At 37.5% G+C, this 22179-nt stretch carries 13 protein-coding genes; all 13 read left to right on the top strand.

The genetic code is table 11. The features are described 5' to 3' along the window. Positions 1-64 precede the first annotated feature (64 nt). The gene (locus EGI31_RS09920) at positions 65-1051 is read left to right on the top strand and encodes an AAA family ATPase (RefSeq protein WP_255037077.1); all 987 of its coding nucleotides are present in this window, start codon (positions 65-67) and stop codon (positions 1049-1051) included. Beyond that, positions 1041-3491, top strand: coding sequence for a S8 family peptidase (locus EGI31_RS09915; protein WP_255037076.1), 2451 nt, complete (start codon positions 1041-1043; stop codon positions 3489-3491). The genes EGI31_RS09920 and EGI31_RS09915 overlap by 11 nt, the downstream gene beginning before the upstream one ends. A 10-nt stretch (positions 3492-3501) precedes the next feature. Beyond that, complete coding sequence (locus EGI31_RS09910; RefSeq protein WP_255037075.1) at positions 3502-4422, top strand: 1-phosphofructokinase family hexose kinase; 921 nt, start codon at positions 3502-3504, stop codon at positions 4420-4422. A gap of 86 nt (positions 4423-4508) precedes the next feature. Then, the gene (locus EGI31_RS09905; protein WP_255037074.1) at positions 4509-9614 is read left to right on the top strand and encodes a 3-coathanger stack domain-containing protein; all 5106 of its coding nucleotides are present in this window, start codon (positions 4509-4511) and stop codon (positions 9612-9614) included. Between the two features lie 54 nt (positions 9615-9668). Further along, positions 9669-11096 (top strand): glycoside hydrolase family 32 protein, encoded by a 1428-nt coding sequence (locus EGI31_RS09900; RefSeq protein ID WP_255037073.1) that lies wholly within the window; start codon positions 9669-9671, stop codon positions 11094-11096. 230 nt (positions 11097-11326) lie between these two features. Then, entirely contained in the window at positions 11327-12415 is a 1089-nt protein-coding gene (locus tag EGI31_RS09895; RefSeq protein WP_255037072.1) for a helix-turn-helix domain-containing protein, read from the top strand. A 133-nt stretch (positions 12416-12548) separates the two neighbouring features. Then, positions 12549-13157, top strand: coding sequence for a hypothetical protein (locus EGI31_RS09890; RefSeq protein WP_255037071.1), 609 nt, complete (start codon positions 12549-12551; stop codon positions 13155-13157). A 121-nt stretch (positions 13158-13278) separates the two neighbouring features. Further along, positions 13279-13785, top strand: a complete 507-nt coding sequence (locus tag EGI31_RS09885) for a phage tail protein (RefSeq protein WP_255037070.1) — start codon at positions 13279-13281, stop codon at positions 13783-13785. Between the two features lie 25 nt (positions 13786-13810). Then, on the top strand, positions 13811-14329 hold the full coding sequence (locus EGI31_RS09880) for a phage tail protein (RefSeq protein ID WP_255037069.1): 519 nt from the start codon (positions 13811-13813) through the stop codon (positions 14327-14329). A 105-nt stretch (positions 14330-14434) separates the two neighbouring features. Next, on the top strand, positions 14435-14953 hold the full coding sequence (locus tag EGI31_RS09875) for a phage tail protein (RefSeq protein WP_255037068.1): 519 nt from the start codon (positions 14435-14437) through the stop codon (positions 14951-14953). 28 nt (positions 14954-14981) lie between these two features. Then, positions 14982-15482, top strand: coding sequence for a GNAT family N-acetyltransferase (locus EGI31_RS09870; protein ID WP_255037067.1), 501 nt, complete (start codon positions 14982-14984; stop codon positions 15480-15482). After that, positions 15464-15772, top strand: coding sequence for a DUF6916 family protein (locus tag EGI31_RS09865; protein ID WP_255037066.1), 309 nt, complete (start codon positions 15464-15466; stop codon positions 15770-15772). The genes EGI31_RS09870 and EGI31_RS09865 overlap by 19 nt, the downstream gene beginning before the upstream one ends. 25 nt (positions 15773-15797) lie before the next feature. Further along, the coding region (locus tag EGI31_RS09860; RefSeq protein ID WP_255037065.1) for an Ig-like domain-containing protein at positions 15798-22179 on the top strand (6382 nt) is incomplete at its 3' end.

The following is a 22179-nucleotide window of genomic DNA, read 5'->3' as shown; positions in this document are numbered from 1 at the left end:
CTTTTTTTTTAGATAGATTTTTGTTTTCAGTAGTTTTCGCTAAATTGAGTTAAATATTAAATATATGGCTGCTTCAGATCAAATAAAATCCTTAATAAAATCATTTGGAGAAGATAATGAAATTCGTTTTTTTTCTACAGCCCTCCAAATTGCTGCAACCGAAGCAAAACAAGGACATACAACATTTGCTCAAGAATTAAAAAAACTAATTGATGTAGCAAAAAAGGATAGGTCTGTAAATGCTATTCACAGCAAAGCATTACCATTAAATTTACCAAAAAGAGAATTACAAGAATTAATTGAGGTTTTTCAACCTAAAATTAATTTAAGTGATATGGTTTTGGATGAAAATATTAAAAACACACTTTATAAAGTTATTAAAGAACAAGAAAAGTGGCAAATTTTAAAGGCTCATAATTTAGAACCAAAACGCAAACTCTTATTAACAGGAGCTCCAGGAACAGGCAAAACAATGACTGCTCAAGCCATAGCTGGAGAATTAGGCATAACTGTTTTTATTATTAGATTAGATGGATTAATGTCTAAATATTTGGGAGAATCAATAGCAAAACTAAGATTGATTTTCGATGCCATGAATGACCAAAGAGCTGTTTATCTTTTTGATGAATTCGATTCTATTGGTTCACATAGAAATCAAAATCAGGATATTGGAGAAATAAAGAGAGTATTAAATTCTTTCTTGATTAATATCGAAAAAGATCAGAGTAATAGTATAATAATTGCTGCAACTAATTTACCCGAATCTTTGGATAAGGCTTTGTTTAGACGATTTGATGAAATTATAGAGTACCCATTACCCGATGAAAATCATATAATTGAAATTATAAAGAAGCAGACAAAAGCATTTTCGTTTTCAACTAAAATTGACTATAAAGCACTATCAAAACTAGCTTTAGGTCTGAATTATTCAGAAATTGTTAGAATTTGTAACGATACAATAAAGGAGATGATTCTTAATGACCTTGATAAATTAGAATTAGCAACATTAAAAAAACTATTAAAATTGAGAAATGTTGTAAATGAAAAATAAGCCACATATTTCATTTGAAGGTAATTACGAGAAAAATACTTATAAGACTCCTAAGTCTAATCCAATTTCTCCTCCACCATTAAGAAGAGACAGGTCTTATGGTAATTATTTACTAGGAAAAATTGAAAAGATAAAAGATTTATTCGATATTCATCAAATAGAAAATAATGATTTAGTTTTTGATAATTCAATTTATATTGAGTTTGTTTCAGAATGGGGAACAAAACTTGATTTTGATAAATTTGATAAAGATGGAGTTGGAAAAAACAAAATCCTTTTCCAACTTTTAAAAACTGAAGAAGAGGAACGAGAAATTGAAAATAAAAAAGAATTTAGGTATTCTTTGTTAGTTGTAGTTAATGAGAATGGAGTTTCTGAATTTATAAAGAAAATAAAACAATTTTTAGACCCAAGTAAAGATTCTGCTAAAGGGAATTTTAAAAACCAAGCTTTATTAAACAATATTAGTAGAGTTGAAATAGCTACTCTAAAATCTTTTTGGGTTGATGAACCAGAAATCCCTTTCCCAAATGAAAATGAAAATATTTGGTGGGAAGTTTGGTTTAGAAAGTCTGAAAATTATCAAGATAAATTAGTTCATGTATATAATAATTTAGAAATAATAGGCTGTCAAATTGGTCAATCACAAATAGAGTTAGCGGAATATATTGTTAAATTGATAAAAGGAACTTCAAAGCAACTCTCAGATTCATTAATGTTATTAGATAATTTAGCAGAACTAAGAAAGCCTCAAGAGATTGCCAATTTTATTGAATCATTTGAAGACAGAAGAGAATGGTTAAATGATTTAAAAGATAGAACAGAAAATAAATTTGATGAAAATAGTGTGTTAATATGTATTTTAGATACTGGAATAAATAATAGGCATCCTTTATTAAAAGATTTTATTTTCGATGAAAATTTGTATTCTTATAATGAATTATGGGGTTTTCAAGATAGTTATCCAAATGGTGGGCATGGAACTGGTGTCGCTGGTTTAGCGATTTACGGTGATTTAACTGATGCGTTGAGTTCTTCTGAAAATTTAAAAATTTATCATGGAATAGAATCTTTTAAAATATTTAATAACATTCAAGAGGATGAGAAATTTGATGGACCAAAGTTTGAAGATGCTATTAGTACATCATTTATTAATAAGCCAAATAATTTAAGAATATTTTGTTTAACTATTTTAAGAAATAATGTTTTTAAGGGAAGACCATCATCAAGCTCTTCAACAATTGATAAAATTTGTTATGGAAAAGAATTAGGACAGCAATTATTTATTGTAAGCGGAGGAAATGTTGAAATAAATAAACATGAAGATTATCCTAAATTAAATGAGTTACAATGTATAAGTGATCCTGGACAAGCTTATAATGCATTAACAATTGGTACTTACACACGAAAAGACAAAATTAATATATCAACAGGTCATTGGGCATTAGCTGAAAATGGTGCAATGTCACCAAGTAATTCAACCTCAATTCTTTTTGATAATAGTTGGCCTAATAAACCTGATTTGGTTTTTGAAGGAGGAAATAGATCTACCGATGGAATTTTAACATCAGATCACTCAGAACTAAGACTTTTAACTACCGATTCCGAATTTTTAAATGATATTTTTATTTCTTTTGGAGACTCAAGTGGAGCAGCTGCTTTAGCATCAAAAATGGCTGCTGAATTGAGAAGTTTGTACCCAAATTATTGGGTTGAGACTATAAGAGGTTTAATGGTTCATTCAGCAGATTGGACTGAAGCAATGAAAAAAATATCAGGAAAAAGAAATCTATTACGATCTGTTGGTTATGGTGTGCCAAATATTCAAAAAGCTATGTTTAGTGTTGAAAATTCTTTAACATTAATAGCAGAAAGAGAAATTCAACCCTATAAATATGAAGATTCAAGAGGTAAATATAATGAATATCATTTGTTTAATCTTCCCTGGCCAAAAGAAGCTTTGGAAAATTTAGAAGAGAAAACTGTAAAATTATCAGTAACACTATCATACTATATAGAACCAAATCCTGGAAGTAGAAGATTAGCCACTCATTATTCCTATCATTCACATCAATTAGATTTTGAACTTATTAAACGATATGAAAGTGTTAATGAATTTCAAACAAGAATTTCAAAACCAGATGATGAAACAAAAGAAAATAAACCAACTAGATCTGGTGTTAGTTGGGAAATTGGTAGTACAATAAGTTCAAAAGGGTCAATTAGAAAAGATTTTATTATTTCAACTGGTAGGGAAATGTCTGAAAGAAGTTTTCTAGCAGTTTTTCCTAAAAATGGTTGGTACAAGAATTTGAAACGACAAAATAAATTTAATGAAAAAGTTCGTTATAGTTTAATTGTTAGTTTAGAAACAGAAGAACTTAATACAGACCTATATACACCCGTTTATAATTTAGTAAATATTGAATTGGGTGTTTAAAATAAATATAATGTCCAAAATAGTTACACTCACCATAAACCCCGCTGTAGATAAAAACACCAAGTTTGAAGGTTTAGTGGCTGAACACAAAATCAGATGCGAGCAGCCTGTTTATGATGCGGGCGGTGGCGGAATCAATGTATCCAAGGCCATAAACCGACTGGGTGGTGAGTCTATTGCTTTTTTTCCTGCTGGTGGGCCCATTGGCGATTTGCTTAAAGATTTGGTAAAAAAAGAGAATGTACTTTTTGAAACAGTGGAGACAGTGGCTTGGACAAGAGAAAATTTTATTGCTGTTGATAGTGCAACTAATGCTCAATACAGATTCGGAATGCCCAGCCCTGAGCTTACGTTGGAGGAGCTTGAGGAAATTTTGGCGAAGGTTAAAAACCGAAATCCTGAAATATTGGTAGTTAGCGGAAGTTTACCAGAAAATCTATCTTCGATAATCTTTAAACGCATATCAGAGATTTTTGGAGAAAATAAACCGAAGATTATTGTGGATACATCTGGTGATGCTTTGAAATATGCACTTGAATGCGGGGCGTATCTAATTAAGCCTAACCACAAGGAGCTAGCTAAACTACTAGGCCTCGAGAAAATAGAATCCAGCCAAGTGGAAAGTGCTGCCAAAGCAATAATAGAAAAGTACAAATGCGAAATTGTAGTGGTTTCTATGGGGCCTGACGGAGCTATGCTCTTTAACAACGACCAAACACACTTTGTGGCAGCACCAAAAGTTGAAAAGAAAAGCACAGTAGGAGCTGGAGATAGTATGGTAGGTGGAATGGTGTGGGCATTGAGCCAAAATTTGCCTCTCTCAGATGTATTGAAATGGGGCGTAGCTTGTGGCTCGGCAGCCACTATGAATGAGGGCACGCAACTGTTTAAGAGGGAGGATGCGGAGTGCTTATATGAATCGAAAATCTAATTCTCTTTTGTATTAACTTTTCTTTTGCAAATGCATATTTTTCAATAAATTTGATTCCACTATAATTCTACTTTTTAAAACTTATTATGATACCTTATAAAACCCTCTTCAAATCCATTTTATTATTTTTTATAATTCAAAATTCATCTTCACAAATTTTCAATCAATCCCAAATTGATAGTATTGAAGTTGAGAAACAACGATTTGTTCTGCAATATGCGGACCCGTCCACAGGGAAAATTCCATTCACCGAAATAGAAAAAGCACGTGAGGAATTGTTGAAGAAAACCTCTGTTAACAAGTCTATAAATTCAGCTATTTCTCCAAATTTGACTTGGTACGAACGAGGACCTAAAGACTTAGGTGGAGATATGAGGTGTGTCACTCGGGATCTAAATGACGTTGCGGGCAAAAAGTATTGGGCTGGCTCAGTTGGCGGTGGCTTATGGTTTAACAACGACATAACTGATTCTAATTCGAGCTGGCAAATGGTTAATGATGGAGATAACTGGCCAAGCCTAAATATTAGTTGGATTACTTTTAATCCTTCCAATACTCTTGAAATGTATGTGGCAACCGGCGACTACGGAGCTAATTTTGGTCAATACTCTGGTTCGGGGATTTACAAATCTACTGATGGGGGTATAACTTTTATAAGAATTAATAGTACCATTCCTAACTCTTCGGTTACTGGCACTGTGGCCTATGCCATGCAATTTATCAATAAAGTAATCATAAATACAGAGGGCATCTTTGTTCAGACATGGCAAGGGCTGTTAAAATCAACAGATGGAGGTGACAATTGGTCATTTTTATTGACCACTCCATACGGTACCGACCTTGAAATTGGAAATGATGGGATATTATATGCGGCTTTTGGTGATTTCAATAACTCTAAGGTTTATAAATCCACTAATACTTCAGGAACTTCATGGTCAGATATTACTCCAAATTCAACCGGCGGAAAAACCCAAATAGGTTTAGGGAATTCCGCAAATAGTGCCACTCAAGTAATATACGCTGTCTCAATATCTAATGGAACGGCAGCTTGGTTTAAAAAATCTATAAATGGAGGAATTACATGGACAAATATAAACGTGCCTAACAATGCCTATGGTTACAGTCTTTTTAATCACACCCTCGGACATTCTTTAAATGTTCATCCACAAAATAGTGACATAGTTATTTTGGGAGGATATTATATCGCCAAAACGCTAGATGGAGGTGCCAGTTGGACATCATTAACTGCAAATGGCAGTATAAATAGCTATAATACAATAGCTCTTGGGTCTGATAATCAGTCAATTGTGGTTGCGTCTGCAACAGGGATTTATTACTCCCCAGATTTTGCCAATATCACCACCACGGGGTCAGCTTTAATAGCAAGAAACAAAAATATAAGGCTTGGGTTTTCTTCGGCCATTGCACTAAAAAACATTGTGGAAAACGGTTTGGTGGTTACACCGGAATTCGCCATAAACAATGCGTTGCATTCATTGGGCACGACAAGCAAGACTTTCAATAGCTATTTTGTAAACTACCCTGCCATGGTAAATCAAACAAATAATAATCAGGTTGTTTTAGCTGGAAATTTGTACGATGGAAGTCTTAACTACTTAAAGTCCATACCGGTAAATACCAAAATCTCTGATTGGGATTATTTCAATAATAAAATCTACAGTTTCGTAACTTCCAATTTTGGTAGTAACAATACAACTTTTAGGATAACACAACTCACAACGGATAATTTAATAACATCACAAGATGTAGTAATTTCAACTTTGATGCCTGTCAATTATATTAAAGTCGGAAAAACCGCCAATACGATTTTTGTAGGCTATCAGTTTAATATGTCTTCCACCAGCTTGGTGAAAGTGACAAACATCAATACAACACCTGTAGTGACCAGTTTGTCAAATGGGCAACTACCAAGTGGTTCGGTTTCGTCCATAGATTTAGGAGCAACAGAAAATGAGATATTGGTTACCTACAGCAATTTTGGCGTGAGTTCGGTTTGGTACACCAATAATGGCGGAACTACTTGGGTAAATAAAGACGAGCTAAGTCATGGCTTGCCAAATATTCCAGTGAAGCACGCAGTTTTTGCCCCATCTACTCCAAAAGTTATTTTAGCCACCAGTTTGGGTATTTTTACAACCAATAATATAACAGACACTAATCCAAGTTGGGAACAAAGCAACACTGGATTGCCAAATGTGCCCGTAAGTAGGATTGCTTTTAGAACTGCTGATAGTGTGTTGGCTATCAGTACAGAAGGCAGAGGTGTTTTTACAGCTGCTATGAGGGGTTTTATATATCCTACAATTGACAATAAATTCAACAAATCAATCCTTTGTTTTGGCGGAACTGCAAACATACCATTTGATCTAAATGGTACTTTTGCGAACGGTACAGTTTTTAATGTTGAGCTTTCTGATGCGTTAGGGGTTTTTACTAGCCCTACGGTTATAGGTAGCGGAACTACCAGTCCTGTAAGTATAACCTTACCCACAAATATTTCTACAGGTACGAATTACAAAATAAGAATTAAAGTAAATGGCGGTACAACCACCAGTAATGAGTCTTCATCATTTTTATTACAAAACAAAGATTCTTTTGGTTTAATAGCCAATGCCAATGGCTCTAATTCGAATGGAACATATAAGTATTGTAGCGGCTCTAATGTCAGTCTTTTTGCCACTTTTAATATTAGCTTAGGCTCATCATCGTTACCATTTGACTGGTCAGGTCCAAATGCTTTCACTGGGACGGGATACCCCGTTTCTATAATCAATGCGGGTATTTCAAACCAAGGAACTTATACTACAAGTATCGCAATGGAGTCTTGTAAGTTATATACCGCCACTGTGAGTTTGACCTTAACCTCAACACCGACATTGAGTCAAATTTCTCCAAGAATCGTCTGCCCTGGTCAATCTTTTAATTTGAACAGTTCCTCTGAGGTGATATACAGCCAAACTCCCAGCTACGCATGGTCTGGGCCAAATTCTTTCTTCAGCACTCAATCAAGTCCGACTTTGACAAACGTTACCACGCAAGCCTCTGGAATTTATACTTTAACAGCAACATATGTCGGAGGGTGTTCAGGCAAAGCCACTGCAACGAATTCGATTACCGTTTCGAACAATTTGCCTGGTGCGGCTTTTTATTCTGGTCTCAGTTGTTCGGGAGCCAACATTTCATTTCAAACTTTTTTGAATGCCTCTACTTCTGGCCTAAGCTTAACTTACTCTTGGAGTGGGCCTGGTGGCTTTTCAAGCAATATTTCTAATCCAACCATCAGTAATTTTAATTCATCGAAAGCTGGAGTTTATACTTCTACCATAACTTACACAGGTACATGTAGTGGGTCGAGTACAAGCACCATTAATCTTACTATGTTTACCCCCTCTGTTTATATATCTGGCACAACAGCTATTTGCCAGGGTGGAAGTTCCAACAATATCGCACAATTTAGTAATTCCAGTCTTTCTGTTTTATATTCTTGGGCCGGGCCAAATGGGTTCTCTAGCAATGGTGTTTCTCTAGGACTTACAGATTTTAATGCTTCCAAAGTAGGTAGCTATACCGTTACGGCCTCGTATTCAGGAGCATGTACCGGAATAGCTAGCAGCAGTGTTACATTAAGCTTAGAAAGTTTTACTGCTTATGTAAATGGTAGTCGTCAATATTGCATAGGTGGTACAACAGAATTAGTGGCAGGCACTAACAAATCTGGACAAGTGACATATAGTTGGGCAGGACCGAACTCATTTACAAGTACTGGGCAAAATCTATCCATTTCTAATTTTTCGTCCATTCATGCCGGAATATATACTTTAAGTGCTACTTTCACTGGTTCCTGTATATCTACCGCTACAGCTACTGTTACACTTTCTATTTTGACAAACCCAAGGGTTTATATCAACTTAAATGGGACAAATCTATGCCCAGGTGCTAACACAACTTTAAGTACTTCGGGTCCTATTCCAGTTGTTTCTTATCAATGGTCGGGCCCTGATGGATTTAATAGCACCCAAGCCTCCGCAACAATAACAGGAATGAACGCAAATAAAGTTGGCTTATATAGTCTGACAGCAGTATTGGGTGGTGGTTGTAATGTTACCAGTACGGCAAGTGTTAGTTTAAACATGGTTAATTCAGCCCCTTCATTTGTATTGAGTACTGGATCATATGGAGGCGAATATTGCTTAGTAAATACAGGAGGGATTTATATTCAGGTTGAAAATTACAGTAATTTTTCAAGCGATAACATTAGCAGTATCAATTGGACTGGCCCAAATGGCTTAAATGTTACAAACTCCAGTCGTGGGTATAGCGTATCGCCTGTTTCGGCAGCTTCCTCTGGTTTGTATTCAGCAACAATATCGTTTAATGGTTGCCCAGAGACGAGGGTTGCTTCTAATATTGTTACACTTTCAAATATCCCTAAAGTAACCCCCTTTATTTACTCTGAGACGGTGGGTAACATCAATCCACAAGCCACAAATAACTTTGTAGCCAACGCCTGCGATGGTAATATTGTGATTTTAGATGGCGGTTCAAATCAAGAATATAATGGAATTGCGAGTACTGCTTATTCTTGGACAGGTCCAAATGGCTTTAGTGTAGCTGATCGATTTTTTTATTTTAATGCACCCATAACTGCGGCTATGGCAGGCATCTATACCCTTACAGCCACCATTACAGGAGGCTCGTGTGCTGGAACGGCCAGTTCAACCGTCCAACTAACCTATACAGAAACTCCAGAACCTACCATCACTTACTCTCCTGAAAACGCAAGAATTGGCGATGCGGTTACTTTCGCATCTAATTGCACACAATTTTCAGATTGGAGTTTCAATAGTTCATTAAGTGAACCCAACAGTATTGTCCATACTCCGACCAGTAATGTATTTCAAACTGTTAAATGTGTTACAAATGGGTGCATTAGTAAACCATCACAGAAAATAGTTTTTAATGATTGTCATAACTCCCCTATTTATAGCGGTTTTTTAACGAATACAAAATCGAAGTTTGAATCAAATGACCAAATAAATTCCATAACGAAGATTAGTCCAGTGAGTAATATTGTTTATGACTCACAAAAGAGTATATTGCTGAATCCTGGATTTGAGGTATTGCCTGGATCCACTTTCAAGGCAGTAATAGATGGATGTGGTAATGATTAAATTAAATTTATAGTGAAAATTGTTAAGATAACTTTACTGTTATGTGTTTTCGAAATGGCAATAGTGCAATCTTTCGCCCAAGATTTTCGTCCCAATTATCACTATACTCCACCCAAAAACTGGGTAAATGACCCCAATGGGCTGGTTTATCTCGATGGCGAATATCATTTGTTTTATCAATACAATCCGTTTGGAGATAAATGGGGGCACATGAGTTGGGGGCATGCGGTGAGCAAGGATTTAATAAAATGGGAGACTTTGCCACTTGCATTGCCTGAAATTCAAAATGGTGATGGTAGCACAACCATGATTTTTTCAGGTTGTGTGGTGGTAGATAGTTTCAATACTTCCGGATTGTTCAAGGCAGGTTTTAAGAAAGGCTTGATAGCTGTTTTTACTTCTCATGTCTCTAAACCTGGACAGGATTTGGCACAACATCAGAGCTTGGCTTACAGTTCAGACAAAGGCCGTACTTGGAAATATTTCGACAAAAACCCCGTTCTGGACATAGGTCTCACCAATTTCCGTGACCCAAATGTAATCTGGTGGCCGTCTGAGAAAAAATGGATCATGACCGTGGTGAAACCTTTGGAATATATAGTCCAATTTTACTCCTCAAAAGACTTGAAAAAATGGACTTTTATGAGCGAATTTGGCAAACAAGGCGATATGACCAAGATTTGGGAATGTCCATCACTGGTAAAAATACCGATTGTGAATACAGCGGAAACCAAATGGGTATTGATGATTTCGAGCGGGCACCGTCAGGCTGGTTATTTGGCCATGCAATATTTTGTTGGCGATTTTGACGGAAATTCTTTTAAACCTCAAAAGCAGAACGAAGTCTTTTATGTAGACGAAGGTAAAGATTTTTATGCAGCCGTTCCATTCTATAATCTCCCCAAAAACCAGAAAAATCCAATTATAATAGGCTGGACAAACGACTGGGAATATGCCAATGATATACCTGCACCAGATGGCTATCGAGGTGGTTTTTCGGTAGCCCGAAAATTATCACTCTACAAAACAGGAAACACGTATAAGCTTCAACAACAGCCCATTATAAGCGAAAAACTAACGAAAGAGGAATTGTTCTTGTCGCCAGGTTATTCCTTAAATAGCAAGCTTGGCGAGAAGACTGCAAATTCCTATGCTTTAAGTTTGGACATTAATCTTGGTACATCCAAAGGCTTTGATTTAGAACTTCTTAAAACTGCAGAACATTATCTTAAACTAAGATATGATGTGGCTTCCAATATGCTTTCGCTAGATCGTATCAACTCAGGTAAAACTGACTTTCACCAACGCTTTCCGAGTGTGGAGTCTGTTAAAGTGATGCCTGAGAAGAATAAACTTCGGTTGGATATTTTGGTAGATAGGACCCTTGTAGAAGTTTATGTAAATGGAGGAAAAGTTGTTTTAACGGATTTGGTATTTCCAGAAAGACTGAAAACCGTAGAAGTTTTGAAATGGAGAGAATAGCCTACGATAAAGCCTAAATTTCGAACAAATACTTTGAGAGATTGATAAAAAAATAACCACTCCATTTTGTTTTGGGTGCAATTTTCGACACATTTGTATTAACAAGACTTTAAAAAAAGCCGCTATTCAAATTCCTTAACACAAATTTTTAGTTTCTATTTTTCAAAATAGAAATTAACGCTCTTCCCCATAGCTTGTTAAGGAATAATTGTCATGAAAAATTAAAAATAATGCCGCTAAAGCGAGTACTCCAGTGGTTCAAGAAATTTGAGAAGTATCTATTTTATTACGAAGATGGTTTTTTCGTACTTCCATACCTAAACAATACGCCGGCATTGATGGTGGAAAGTTTCAGAAGTATGCCTTTTGTGAGCCAAGATCCTAAAAGAAATATATTGTATTCCAACAATCCGTTCACCAAAGGCGTATTACACTATAATGAAGTAGAAGCTGGCCTTTGGTTGTTGGTTTCTGAGCTGGAGTTTAAGGCCAACGTACGTACCAAAGCTGTTTATGACAATGTACCCTCCGATTATTATTTTTTGGCCTTTTCTATGTTTGAAAACCCCACAGCACCAGTTCTTGAAATAAACATCAATAATCAAAAAGTCAAAAATAATAGTTGGGCTATCTATAGACCGGGAGTATCGATCGATGCCTTTCATCTTAAAGGAACGAAAGGTCTATTTTTTAATTTCGCTTTTAGTCAAAAATGGGTAAACGAAAATTTTCGAATAGAAGGATTTTCAGATGAATTTATTCTTCAAAAACTTTTAAAAAATGAACTTGGATATTTAAGTTGGGAAGGATTGTTACAAGATGCCAATTTCTATGCTTTAGAAATATGGAAAGGATTCTCTGAGCAGTCTGAGCAACTTTTTAGCAAACTAAAACTCAAGATTAACACTTTAGCGGTACTCAAAAGGTTTTTGGAAAAAATAGAAACCGATCAAGAAGGTATTCTTGGCACTCCAGATGAATTGGGGGCTGTTTCCATAAAGAAAATTGAACAAATACTTTTGGAAAATTTGAAAAATGGATTTCCAGGGATTGAAGTTCTTGCTGAAAAAATAAATATGTCTCCATCAAAGTTGAAGTCTAACTTTAAGAGAACGTTTAAAATGCCACCATTTCAATTTTACAGGAATGAGCAAATGAAATTGGCGATGAAAATGTTAATAGACGGCGATGTTCAAATAAAAAATGTTGCCCTATATTTCGGCTATGAAAATCCTTCCAAATTCTCGAATGCATTTAAGAAAGTGCATGGAATGCTGCCTTCGCAGGTTCTTAGTAATTTAAAACCAAGTCTACTTTAACTTATCGGGCTATCGAATTACCTTATCGGGCTACACTATTAATGAAGACCTTCGATAGCTTTGCATAAATAAAAAGTTCTAGTGGTTTTCAGTTATTGTGACAACCTTTAGATTTTTCCCTAACCCATTAGTCATGAAAATTAAAAGAAGAGGATTTATTGCTTTAGCCATGCTTGCAGTCAACCAAGCCTTTGCTAGAAAAGATATTTTCTCCAACAATTCAAAAAGCCGAAGTCAAACTTTCAAAGACTTGTTTGGTTTACATTCCCATTTTCTTCCTTTAGAACTGGCAAGTTTACATCAAAGTCATACGGATTCATTCAGAAAACTAGGTTATAATAATTCTCCAGGAGGTTGTTTGCTCAATGCATCCAAAAATTATGCAGTGAGCCCAATCAGATTAGAAATTCATGGCGAATTGATAGACGAAGTTGTATTGCTTTTTTGCAAACACGAAAATTGGAAGTATGTAGGTGTTTTGAATCAACATGAAGCTGATTTGTTTCTGATTTTATCCAATGAACTTACAAAACTTTCGAATTTTCAGTCATCTGATATCTTACCTCAAAGACGGGTGATTGATGGTCTTAATAATTCTTTTATGTGTAATACCTCAAGAATGATTATTAAAATAAATCTGGCGGAAAATGGTATTGTTGGCAGTCTGGCATTTGAAGGTAAGGGAATGAAAAGGGTTGTTTTTCTGGAAAAGCAGAAAAACGAGACAAGTATATTGGTCTAGTGAATATTTCGGAAGGGCCAAACTGAAAACAGGTATTTTTACCCATGTGTCGCCACTTGAGCTTGGGTAATTTTGAAAAGTATTTCGACCGATTCTTTATAACCATGTAAACACTTAAACTATGGCAGAACCTTTTTTAGCCGAAATTCGATTGATGTCCTTTGGATTTGCCCCCAAAGGATGGGCATTATGTAACGGGCAATTACTTCCCATCAATCAAAATCAAGCCCTTTTTTCACTATTGGGTACAACTTTTGGTGGAAATGGTCAAACTACTTTCGGGTTACCAGACATGAGAAGTAGAACTCCAATATCGTTTGGAAACGGACACACGCTTGGTGAGAGGGCGGGTACTGAAAACGTAACCCTTAATTTAACACAAATGCCAGCCCATTCTCATTTTGTGGGTGCAAACAATGGAACTACTGGTAATGTCACCAGTCCCATAGGTAATTTTTTCTCTAACTCTGCCCCTCCAAACATTTATACCAATGGGCCTGCAGCGACATCATTACCAGCCAATACTGTTTCGCAAGTCGGAGGCAGCCAAGCTCATAACAACCTGCAGCCCTTTCTAACGATTAATTTTAGTATAGCCTTGCAGGGTATTTTTCCGAGTCAAAACTAATTATTAACCTTAAAACAAGAAAATTATGGCACAACCATATGTAGGCGAAATAAGAATGTTTGCGGGGAATTTCGCCCCCGCAGGATGGGCTTTTTGTGATGGAAGTCTTTTGCCAATAAGCGAATACGAAACTCTTTTTCAGTTGATTGGTACCACCTATGGAGGTGATGGGCAGCAAACTTACGCTGTACCTGACATGAGAGGAAGGTTACCAGTGCACATGGGGCAGGGTCCTGGTATCGGCAGTAATTATATAATAGGACAAACAGGAGGTTCTGAGTCAGTTACTTTGACAAACAATCAGATACCGGCTCACAATCACCTTATGTTAGTATCAGGTACTGCAGCATCGGCGAGCTCGCCACAAGGTAACTCTTTGGCTAATGCTACAGCTAATTTGTATTTGAGGGACACCCCCAGCGATACCATGAATGCTGCTTCGATTAATAATACTGGAGGTAGCCAACCCCATGAGAATATGATGCCTTATTTATGTGTTAGCTTTATCATTTCATTATTTGGTATTTACCCAAGTCCTACCTAATAACAAATTGATCCATATTTCGATGCAAATGCATTCTGATTGTGGGTAGAATCTTTTCTAAAAAATATTATCAATTCTAAAATTGGCCTTTAAACTAAAAACATTATGGCAGATCCATTTGTAGCCGAAATAAGAATATTCGGCTTTAATTTCGCTCCAAAAGGTTGGGCTTTTTGTCAAGGACAAATATTGCCTTTATCTCAAAATACGGCTTTATTTTCACTTCTTGGAACAACATACGGTGGTGATGGTAAGTCAAATTTTGCACTTCCAAATCTACAAGGCTCGGCACCTATGTTTTGGGGGCAAGGGCCTGGCTTGAGTTTGCACGATATTGGTGAAATATCTGGTTCTGAGAATATAACACTTCTCCAGTCTGAAATGCCAATACATAGTCACCAAGTTAGTGTGGTAGCTGATTTGTCAAATTCTGGAGGAATTCCGGGGCCTCAAAGTTATTTGGCCATTGCCAATATTCCGACCTACAACAGTGTGGCCAATACATCGATGTCTCCCAATCAGTTATCTATTACCGGTGGTTCATTACCTCATAATAATATGCAGCCCTATTTGACACTTAACTTCTGCATTGCTTTGCAGGGTGTTTTTCCGCCTCGGCAGTGAGTTTTAGGTTAAGAACTATAAGAAGGCTATGATTTTATCTTTGAAAAATAAGGATTTAAAACTTAGGTTTTTTTCAGAAAGGGATGTTCCCTTTCTGAAAAAAATTTATTTCGGTACCAGAGAGGCCGAGCTTAACCAGGTTAGCGATTGGACTGAAGGCATGAAGCAGGCATTTCTTACGCAACAGTTTGAAGCTCAACATGAGTATTATCAAAAGAATTATTTGGGTGCCAATTTCTTGATAATAGAAAAAGGTAGTGAAATCATTGGGCGATTGTATTACCAAGAAAATTTTGAGGCCACTTTGAGAATTATAGACATCGCTTTGTTACCTGAGTTTCAAAAAAAAGGTTTAGGCACAACAATCCTGCATGATATTATGGAACATGCAAAAATAATAGAGCAGCATATAACTATTCATGTGGAGAGTTTTAATCCAGCAATGGCATTATACAAAAGATTGGGTTTTCAGAAAATTTCCGAAACAAACGGAGTATATCATTTATTACAATGGAATTACAAAAACTAAGTACACTGACACATAATGATTTTAAAGACTTTTTGGATAAAAGTTTTGACATTCAATTTGAGCCAACAGTAACCCTTCCTGCTCAATTGGTAGAATTGATAGCACTGAATGGTTATTCTCCACTCGAGCGAAAACCGTTTTCGATTATTTTCAGAACAAAACAAAAAAACGAATATTATCCACAGTCAACTTACATCATTATACATCCCTTACTAGGCGACATACCAATGTTTTTATCTCCCAAAGGCTATGATTCTGAAGGGATGAAATATGAAGCAGTTTTCTCATAAAAAATAATTTTTAAAGGCCTTTTATATGAAACAAATTTATCTTTTAATTGCGAGTATCGGATTTGTACTTACCATGTTTGGTATTTCGAATTTAGATATAAATAGGGTAGATTCTACTGCTTACCTAAAAAGCAAGCCAGCCAATGCCGCAAAACAGACCAATCCTCCAAGAAAATATCGCTCTATGGTTTTGAAACCGCAAGTCGGCGAAACAAATTACTTGAGCAGAACACAAAACTGGGTTGAAGAAACCTTCTTTTTACCTACTATAACTGCTACTAAATCTGTAACAGTACAAGGTGGTGGTAATGCTTTACCTGGAGGCATCCTTAATTACAGTATTATTTTGAGCAATACGGCCTCTGGTTCTGCTAATGATGCAACAGGCGTGTTATTTACAGATCAATTAATTAGTGACTTGACATTGGTTGCTGGTAGTGTAAAAGCTACTCCAATTGCAGGAGATGATGCTTATTCGAGCATAGGGAACGTGGGTATCAACGTGCCTGCTGGAAGCGGACTTTTGGCTAATGACAACAGCCCCACCAATGAGCCAATCACTGTAACAGCCGTAAATACCGCAGGAACTAGCGGTACAGTTACGTTTAATCCTAACGGAAGTTTTACTTTCACACCAAACGCAGGTTTTAGTGGGACCACTACTTTTTCATATACTGCTACTGGCTCTTCAAGCAGCCTAACAGGCACCGGAACAGTTACTATTACAGTTACAAGCCCGATATGGTTTGTTGATATTGCAGCAACGACTAGCACAAACATTGGAACATTGGCCAATCCGTTTAAAAATTGGTCTGACTTTGCTGCTTCTAATGCACTTTCTGGAGCGACGAATCCAGCCGCAAATCAAACAATATTTGTGTATTCGGGAACTTACACGGGGGCCGCAACTCTTAAATCAGGACAGAAAGTATTAGGAGCAGGAGCAACTGTCTCCCTAGCAAGTTTTGCGGGTGTTACGGTACCTGCCCATTCAAGCCCTGCATTGCCATCCACTAATCTCTCCCAGCCTAACCTTACCATTAGTAGTGGAACCACCATTACTCTAGGAAGTAATAATACACTAAGAGGATTCGATATGGGCAACAGTACCAAGGATATTGTAGGCAATAACTTTGGAACCCTCACTGCATCCGAAATGGACTTAATTGGTACAGGTGCAGCCCTAGATTTAACCAATGGTATATTGGCCTGCAGTTTTCAAGAAATATCTGCCAGTTCATCAACTGCAACTGCTCTCAAAGCAACCTCTGTGACCGGAAGTTTATCAAATACCACTGGTACCATTTCGGCAACAAACAATGTTGGTGTAAATATTACAGGAACAAATAGTTCTAACAAGGTAGGTTTAGCTCTTACATTCGTCAGTGTCTCGGCTAGTGGTGCTGCCAATGGTCTCAATATTCAAAATACTACCGGTGCACTAAATATTACTGGTTCTGGAACTACGGCTGGTAGCGGTGGTACTATACAGAATACTACTGAAAATGGAGTTTTTCTAAATAATGTGAGTAGCGTAAGTTTAAATTACATGAATATCACAAATACCTCCAAGAGCTGTTTTTATGCAAATAATTTATCGGGCACTTGTGCTATTAACAATTCTGCACTATCGCTTGGAGCTAATGCCTTGAACGTACCAACTACTCCCGCAACCACGTCATACGACCGTCGATGTGTACATATTCTAAACGAAAATGTAGCCATGACACTCAATGTAAATAATTCGACATTCACTGGTCAGCTAACTACCAGCCCGAATGACAATCATGGTCTTGCTTACGAAACTACAACTGCTGCCAACAGCAGTACAGTGGGAACACTCAATATTAAAAACTCAGCCTTCTATAGATTCAACAACTATGCTGTCTACACCACTTCTACTGGTTCAGCAATAACTGATGTAGGTATTCAGGGAAGTAGTGTAAATTATGATGGAGGAACTACATATGTGGGTGGTGCTTTTCACTTGTATAACCTCAGAAGTGCCAAAACCACTTTTAATGTATTGAACAATACTTCTATACTTACAAAAGGAGGCTTACCGATTGAATTTTATAGTAATAACTTTGATGGGTCTGACTTCACACCTGCCTCTGGCAGAGGAATGGAAGGTAAATTTAATGGCAATATCCTAACCCGACACTCGACAGATGCTGGTACTGCTGTTAATATCTTAGTAAGAGGTAAAAGTAATGGAGTAGTTCAAGTAAATAGTAATACCATTACTAAAGGAAACCTAACTTTACAAGCTGCTGAAAATACTCCAGAAGCCGCAGCTGAAACGGCTCGCCTTGATGCAACAATTACCAATAATATCATAGAAGAACTATTATCTAATTACGGTATTGATGTGCTTAGTGGAAATGGCAGTAGTGGTGCTACATGGTCAAATGTAATCAATTGCGTAAAAATTTCGGGAAATACAATCAACCCTATTGATGTAAACGGACTCGGTTTATTAAGATTTAGAACTGAAGGAGTTTCAGGAGGAAATGCCAGTAGAATATGGAGAGAGGGTATAAATGGTGTTGGTGAAACGAATTCTACAACATATTGGAACGGTAACAGTAATACTCCAAATAGCCCAGGCTCCTCCCCTTTTAGTACTCGTGTTAGAGATAGTGGTTTTGGTGTTTTAGAATTTAGAGCGGGAGGTACATGCCTTACCCCAAACAATGCTGCACCATCAGCTTTAATTGCAGAACCAGGAAAGGCAACAATGGCCTCTTTAGAATCCTCCAAAATTTCAGACGATTTAGCTAGGTCTGAAAGTAACTTAAGAATTGATAAGCAATCCTCAAACGAAGAAGCCACGTTAGTAGAGAAAAAAGTAAATGTAAACGATTCGGATAATACGCAAAAATCTTTGACAGGTATAGAGGCCGGCGAGACCGTAACTGTTAACGGTGCAGGCTCAGGTTTCCTTCTTCCAGCCGGAAAATCCACTACTATTACATTTAGTGCTACTATCAGCAATTCGCCAAGTACTTGTGCAATCACAAATACAGCTTCAGTTTCGGGCAGTAACTTTTCTACTGTAAATTCAAATACTACGACAAGCAATATAGTAATACCACCTCCAACAGCGGTTACAACAGCTACCTCGATATGTACAGGACAAAGTATTTCGCTTTCAGCTACTTGTTCGATCGGTACGGTTCAGTGGTATACAGTTGCTGCACCGAGTACTCTTTTAGGCACATCAGCATCTGGAGCTACTTTTAGTCAATCTCCGATCACAAACACCACTTACCAAGCAGCTTGTAAAGTAAATGGCTGTGAAAGTGCCAGGACTAATTCAGGCCTTATTACAGTGAACCCTTTACCAACAATTTCGGTAAGTGCAAGCCCTGCCATTTGTGAAGGTGTATCTTCATTCATAATACCTTATACCGCTACAACAGGTTCTCCAACAACCTACTCTATTTCGGGTACTGGTATTACAACAGTAACCAATGCTTCTTTGCCTGCTACACCAATAACAGTTAATTTGAGCAGTGCCGCCACTGGTAGCTCGTATTCATATACGCTGACGGTTAGAAATGCCAATGGTTGTGTTTCAAGCAATGTAACGGGAAGTGTGGTTGTAAATCCTATACCAACCATTACTACCAGTGCTAGTCCTGCTATATGTACCGGAGCAACGCAGTTTACGATACCTTATACTGCTACAACAGGTAGCCCGACTACCTATTCAATTTCAGGAACAGGCATCACAACAGTAACTAATGGAGCTTTACCTAGTTCATCGCCTATCACAGTAAGTTTGAGTGGTCCAGCATCAGGTTCAAGTATTTCTTACACATTAACAGTAAGAAATGCTGGAGGGTGTACTTCAAGTAATGTAATCGGTAATGTCACAGTAAATCCATTGCCTACACTTACTACCAGTGCCAGCCCTGCAATTTGTTCGGGAGCGACCTCGTTTACAATTCCATATACCACTACCTCAGGTACACCAACCACTTTTTCAATTTCGGGAGCTGGTATTACCCCTGTGATAGATGCTACAATGCCTTCATTATCACCAATAACTGTAGGTCTAAGTAGTGGTGCATCTGGCCCAAGTATTTCTTATGTCTTAACTGTAAAAAATGCAAACGGTTGTACCTCAAGCAATATTAATGGAAGTGTGACTGTTAACACTACGCCTGCCACACCATCCATTTCATCTAATTCTCCACTTTGTGTTGGAAATAACTTATCGTTGTCTTCTCCCTTGGTATCTGGAGCCACCTATTCTTGGACTGGCCCGAATGGTTTTAGTTCATCCTTACAAAATCCTGGGATAAACAATGTAACAACAGCTGCTGGAGGAACATACAGTTTGAACATCGTGGTTACTGGATGTACATCCAGTACATCTCAAACAGTAGTTACTGTAAATTCTACTCCAGCTCCAACCAGCCCTGTAGCCTTACCCTCCACCATTTCAGTTTCTGGCAATACAACGACTCTTACGGCTTCCGGCTGTAATTCACCAAATACTATCTCGTGGTATGATTCAGCCAATCCTTTGGTAGCTTTACCGAATAATACCCCAACAATTTCATCAAACAAAACATTTTTCGCCAGATGTACAGGAACAAATACTTGCGTGAGTGAACCAAGTACAAATGTCAATGTATCATACAATCCGTGTACACCACTCGGTTCATCACCCGGAAATGTAAATATCACTTGGACAGGGCTATTGAGTACAGATTGGAACACGGCTTGTAACTGGAACCCCGCTTGGGTGCCTGACCTCACCACTGGGAAAGTTATTATTCCTAATACTGCTAATAAACCAGTTGTCTCTTCTTCAGTCCCTGATATTAAATCGATCGAAATTCAGTCGACAGCACTTCTGACAATCAACAGTGGAAGAACACTAAACATAAGAGGTGATGGTGGTCTAAGCAAAGGATTTACAATTGCGGGAGGAACATTGACTAATAATGGAACTATAAATATTGAATCGGCAACAAATACTGCTATTCCAGCCTATATTTATCTTCAAGCAACAGATGCGGTTTTAACCAACAATGGTACTATAAAAATTAATAGCACCGATGAAGCAATCGGTGTTGGCTCTGTTTCAACACCAGCAACAATTACCAATAGCCTAAACGGTATCATAAACATAGTGGGGGGCATCGGAGTGGAGATGGCTTTACCAACAGATGTTGTAAACTTCAGTAATGCGGGAACTATAAATTATGACGGTACGGTTTTGGCCTTTAAGTTTTTGGGAACTACAAACTTCACCAATACAGGTACAGTAAACATAAATTCGGGAACTGGTATTGAAAACCCTACTGGCAATACAATTAACAACAATGCCTGTGGTAAAATACTTATGGCGAGTGGTACTTACACCAATGGTGGTACAACCACCAATACAGGTTTAATTCAAATGCCAAATACATATAGCTTTACAAACACTGGCACATTCACAAACAATGGTGTATTGAAAGCTAATGCTGTTTCGGGTATAACAAATAACAAAGTAGTAATTACAAATTCTTGTCCAATCTTTACTTTGGGTGGAAGTAATAATTATTCAGTAAGTGGCATTTTCACGGATGCAGGAGCAACTACCTCGGCAGGAAGTTATACTTCGGTTGGAAATATGTTTACAGCAAACAATACTATCCCAACTGGTACACAAACACTTTATGCCCAAGTAACAGATGGTACTTGTACGTTTGTGGTACCTTTTGATTTTGACAATAAAAAGCCTACTTCTGTTTCAGTCAATAACACAACTGTTTGTTCAGGTACAAGTGTAACCCTATCGGGTACTTGCCCTAGTGGTACAACGCTCACTTGGTACACTACTGCTACAGGTGGCTCAAATATCGGAACAGGAACAAATTTATCCAATTCTCCGACTGTTTCCACTACCTATTATGCAGCCTGTGAATCAACAAACTGCGTGAGCGGTAGAGTCGCCACCAATGCAATAACAATTGTCTCAACACCTGTAGTAAGTCTATTTTCCAAAACGGATGTGAGCTGTAATGGTGGAAATAACGGAACTGCAACAGTAACAGCATCAAGCGGTACTGCTCCCTACACTTATTCGTGGGCTCCTTCAGGTGGAACAGCGGCGACGGCAACGGGTCTAGCAGCTGGCACTTATACGGGTACTGCAGCAACAGCAACCGGCCTATCAGCCGGAACTTACACCGTTACGGTGACGGATGCCAACTCTTGTCAGAAAACAGCAACGGTCAACATCACTCAGCCTACGGCCTGGTCGCATCTATTTCTGCACAAACGAATATTTTGTAATGGAGCAAGTACCGGATCAGCTACAGTATCGGCATCTGGTGGAAATCCTAATTATACCTATTCATGGGCTCCTTCAGGTGGGACAGCTGCCATTGCCTCGGGTCTAG

The organism is Lacihabitans soyangensis, assembly GCF_024343775.1.
Lineage (GTDB): Bacteria > Bacteroidota > Bacteroidia > Cytophagales > Spirosomataceae > Leadbetterella > Leadbetterella soyangensis.
Note: the sequence above shows the minus strand (reverse complement) of the source record. Positions and strands in the feature narration are given on the sequence as shown.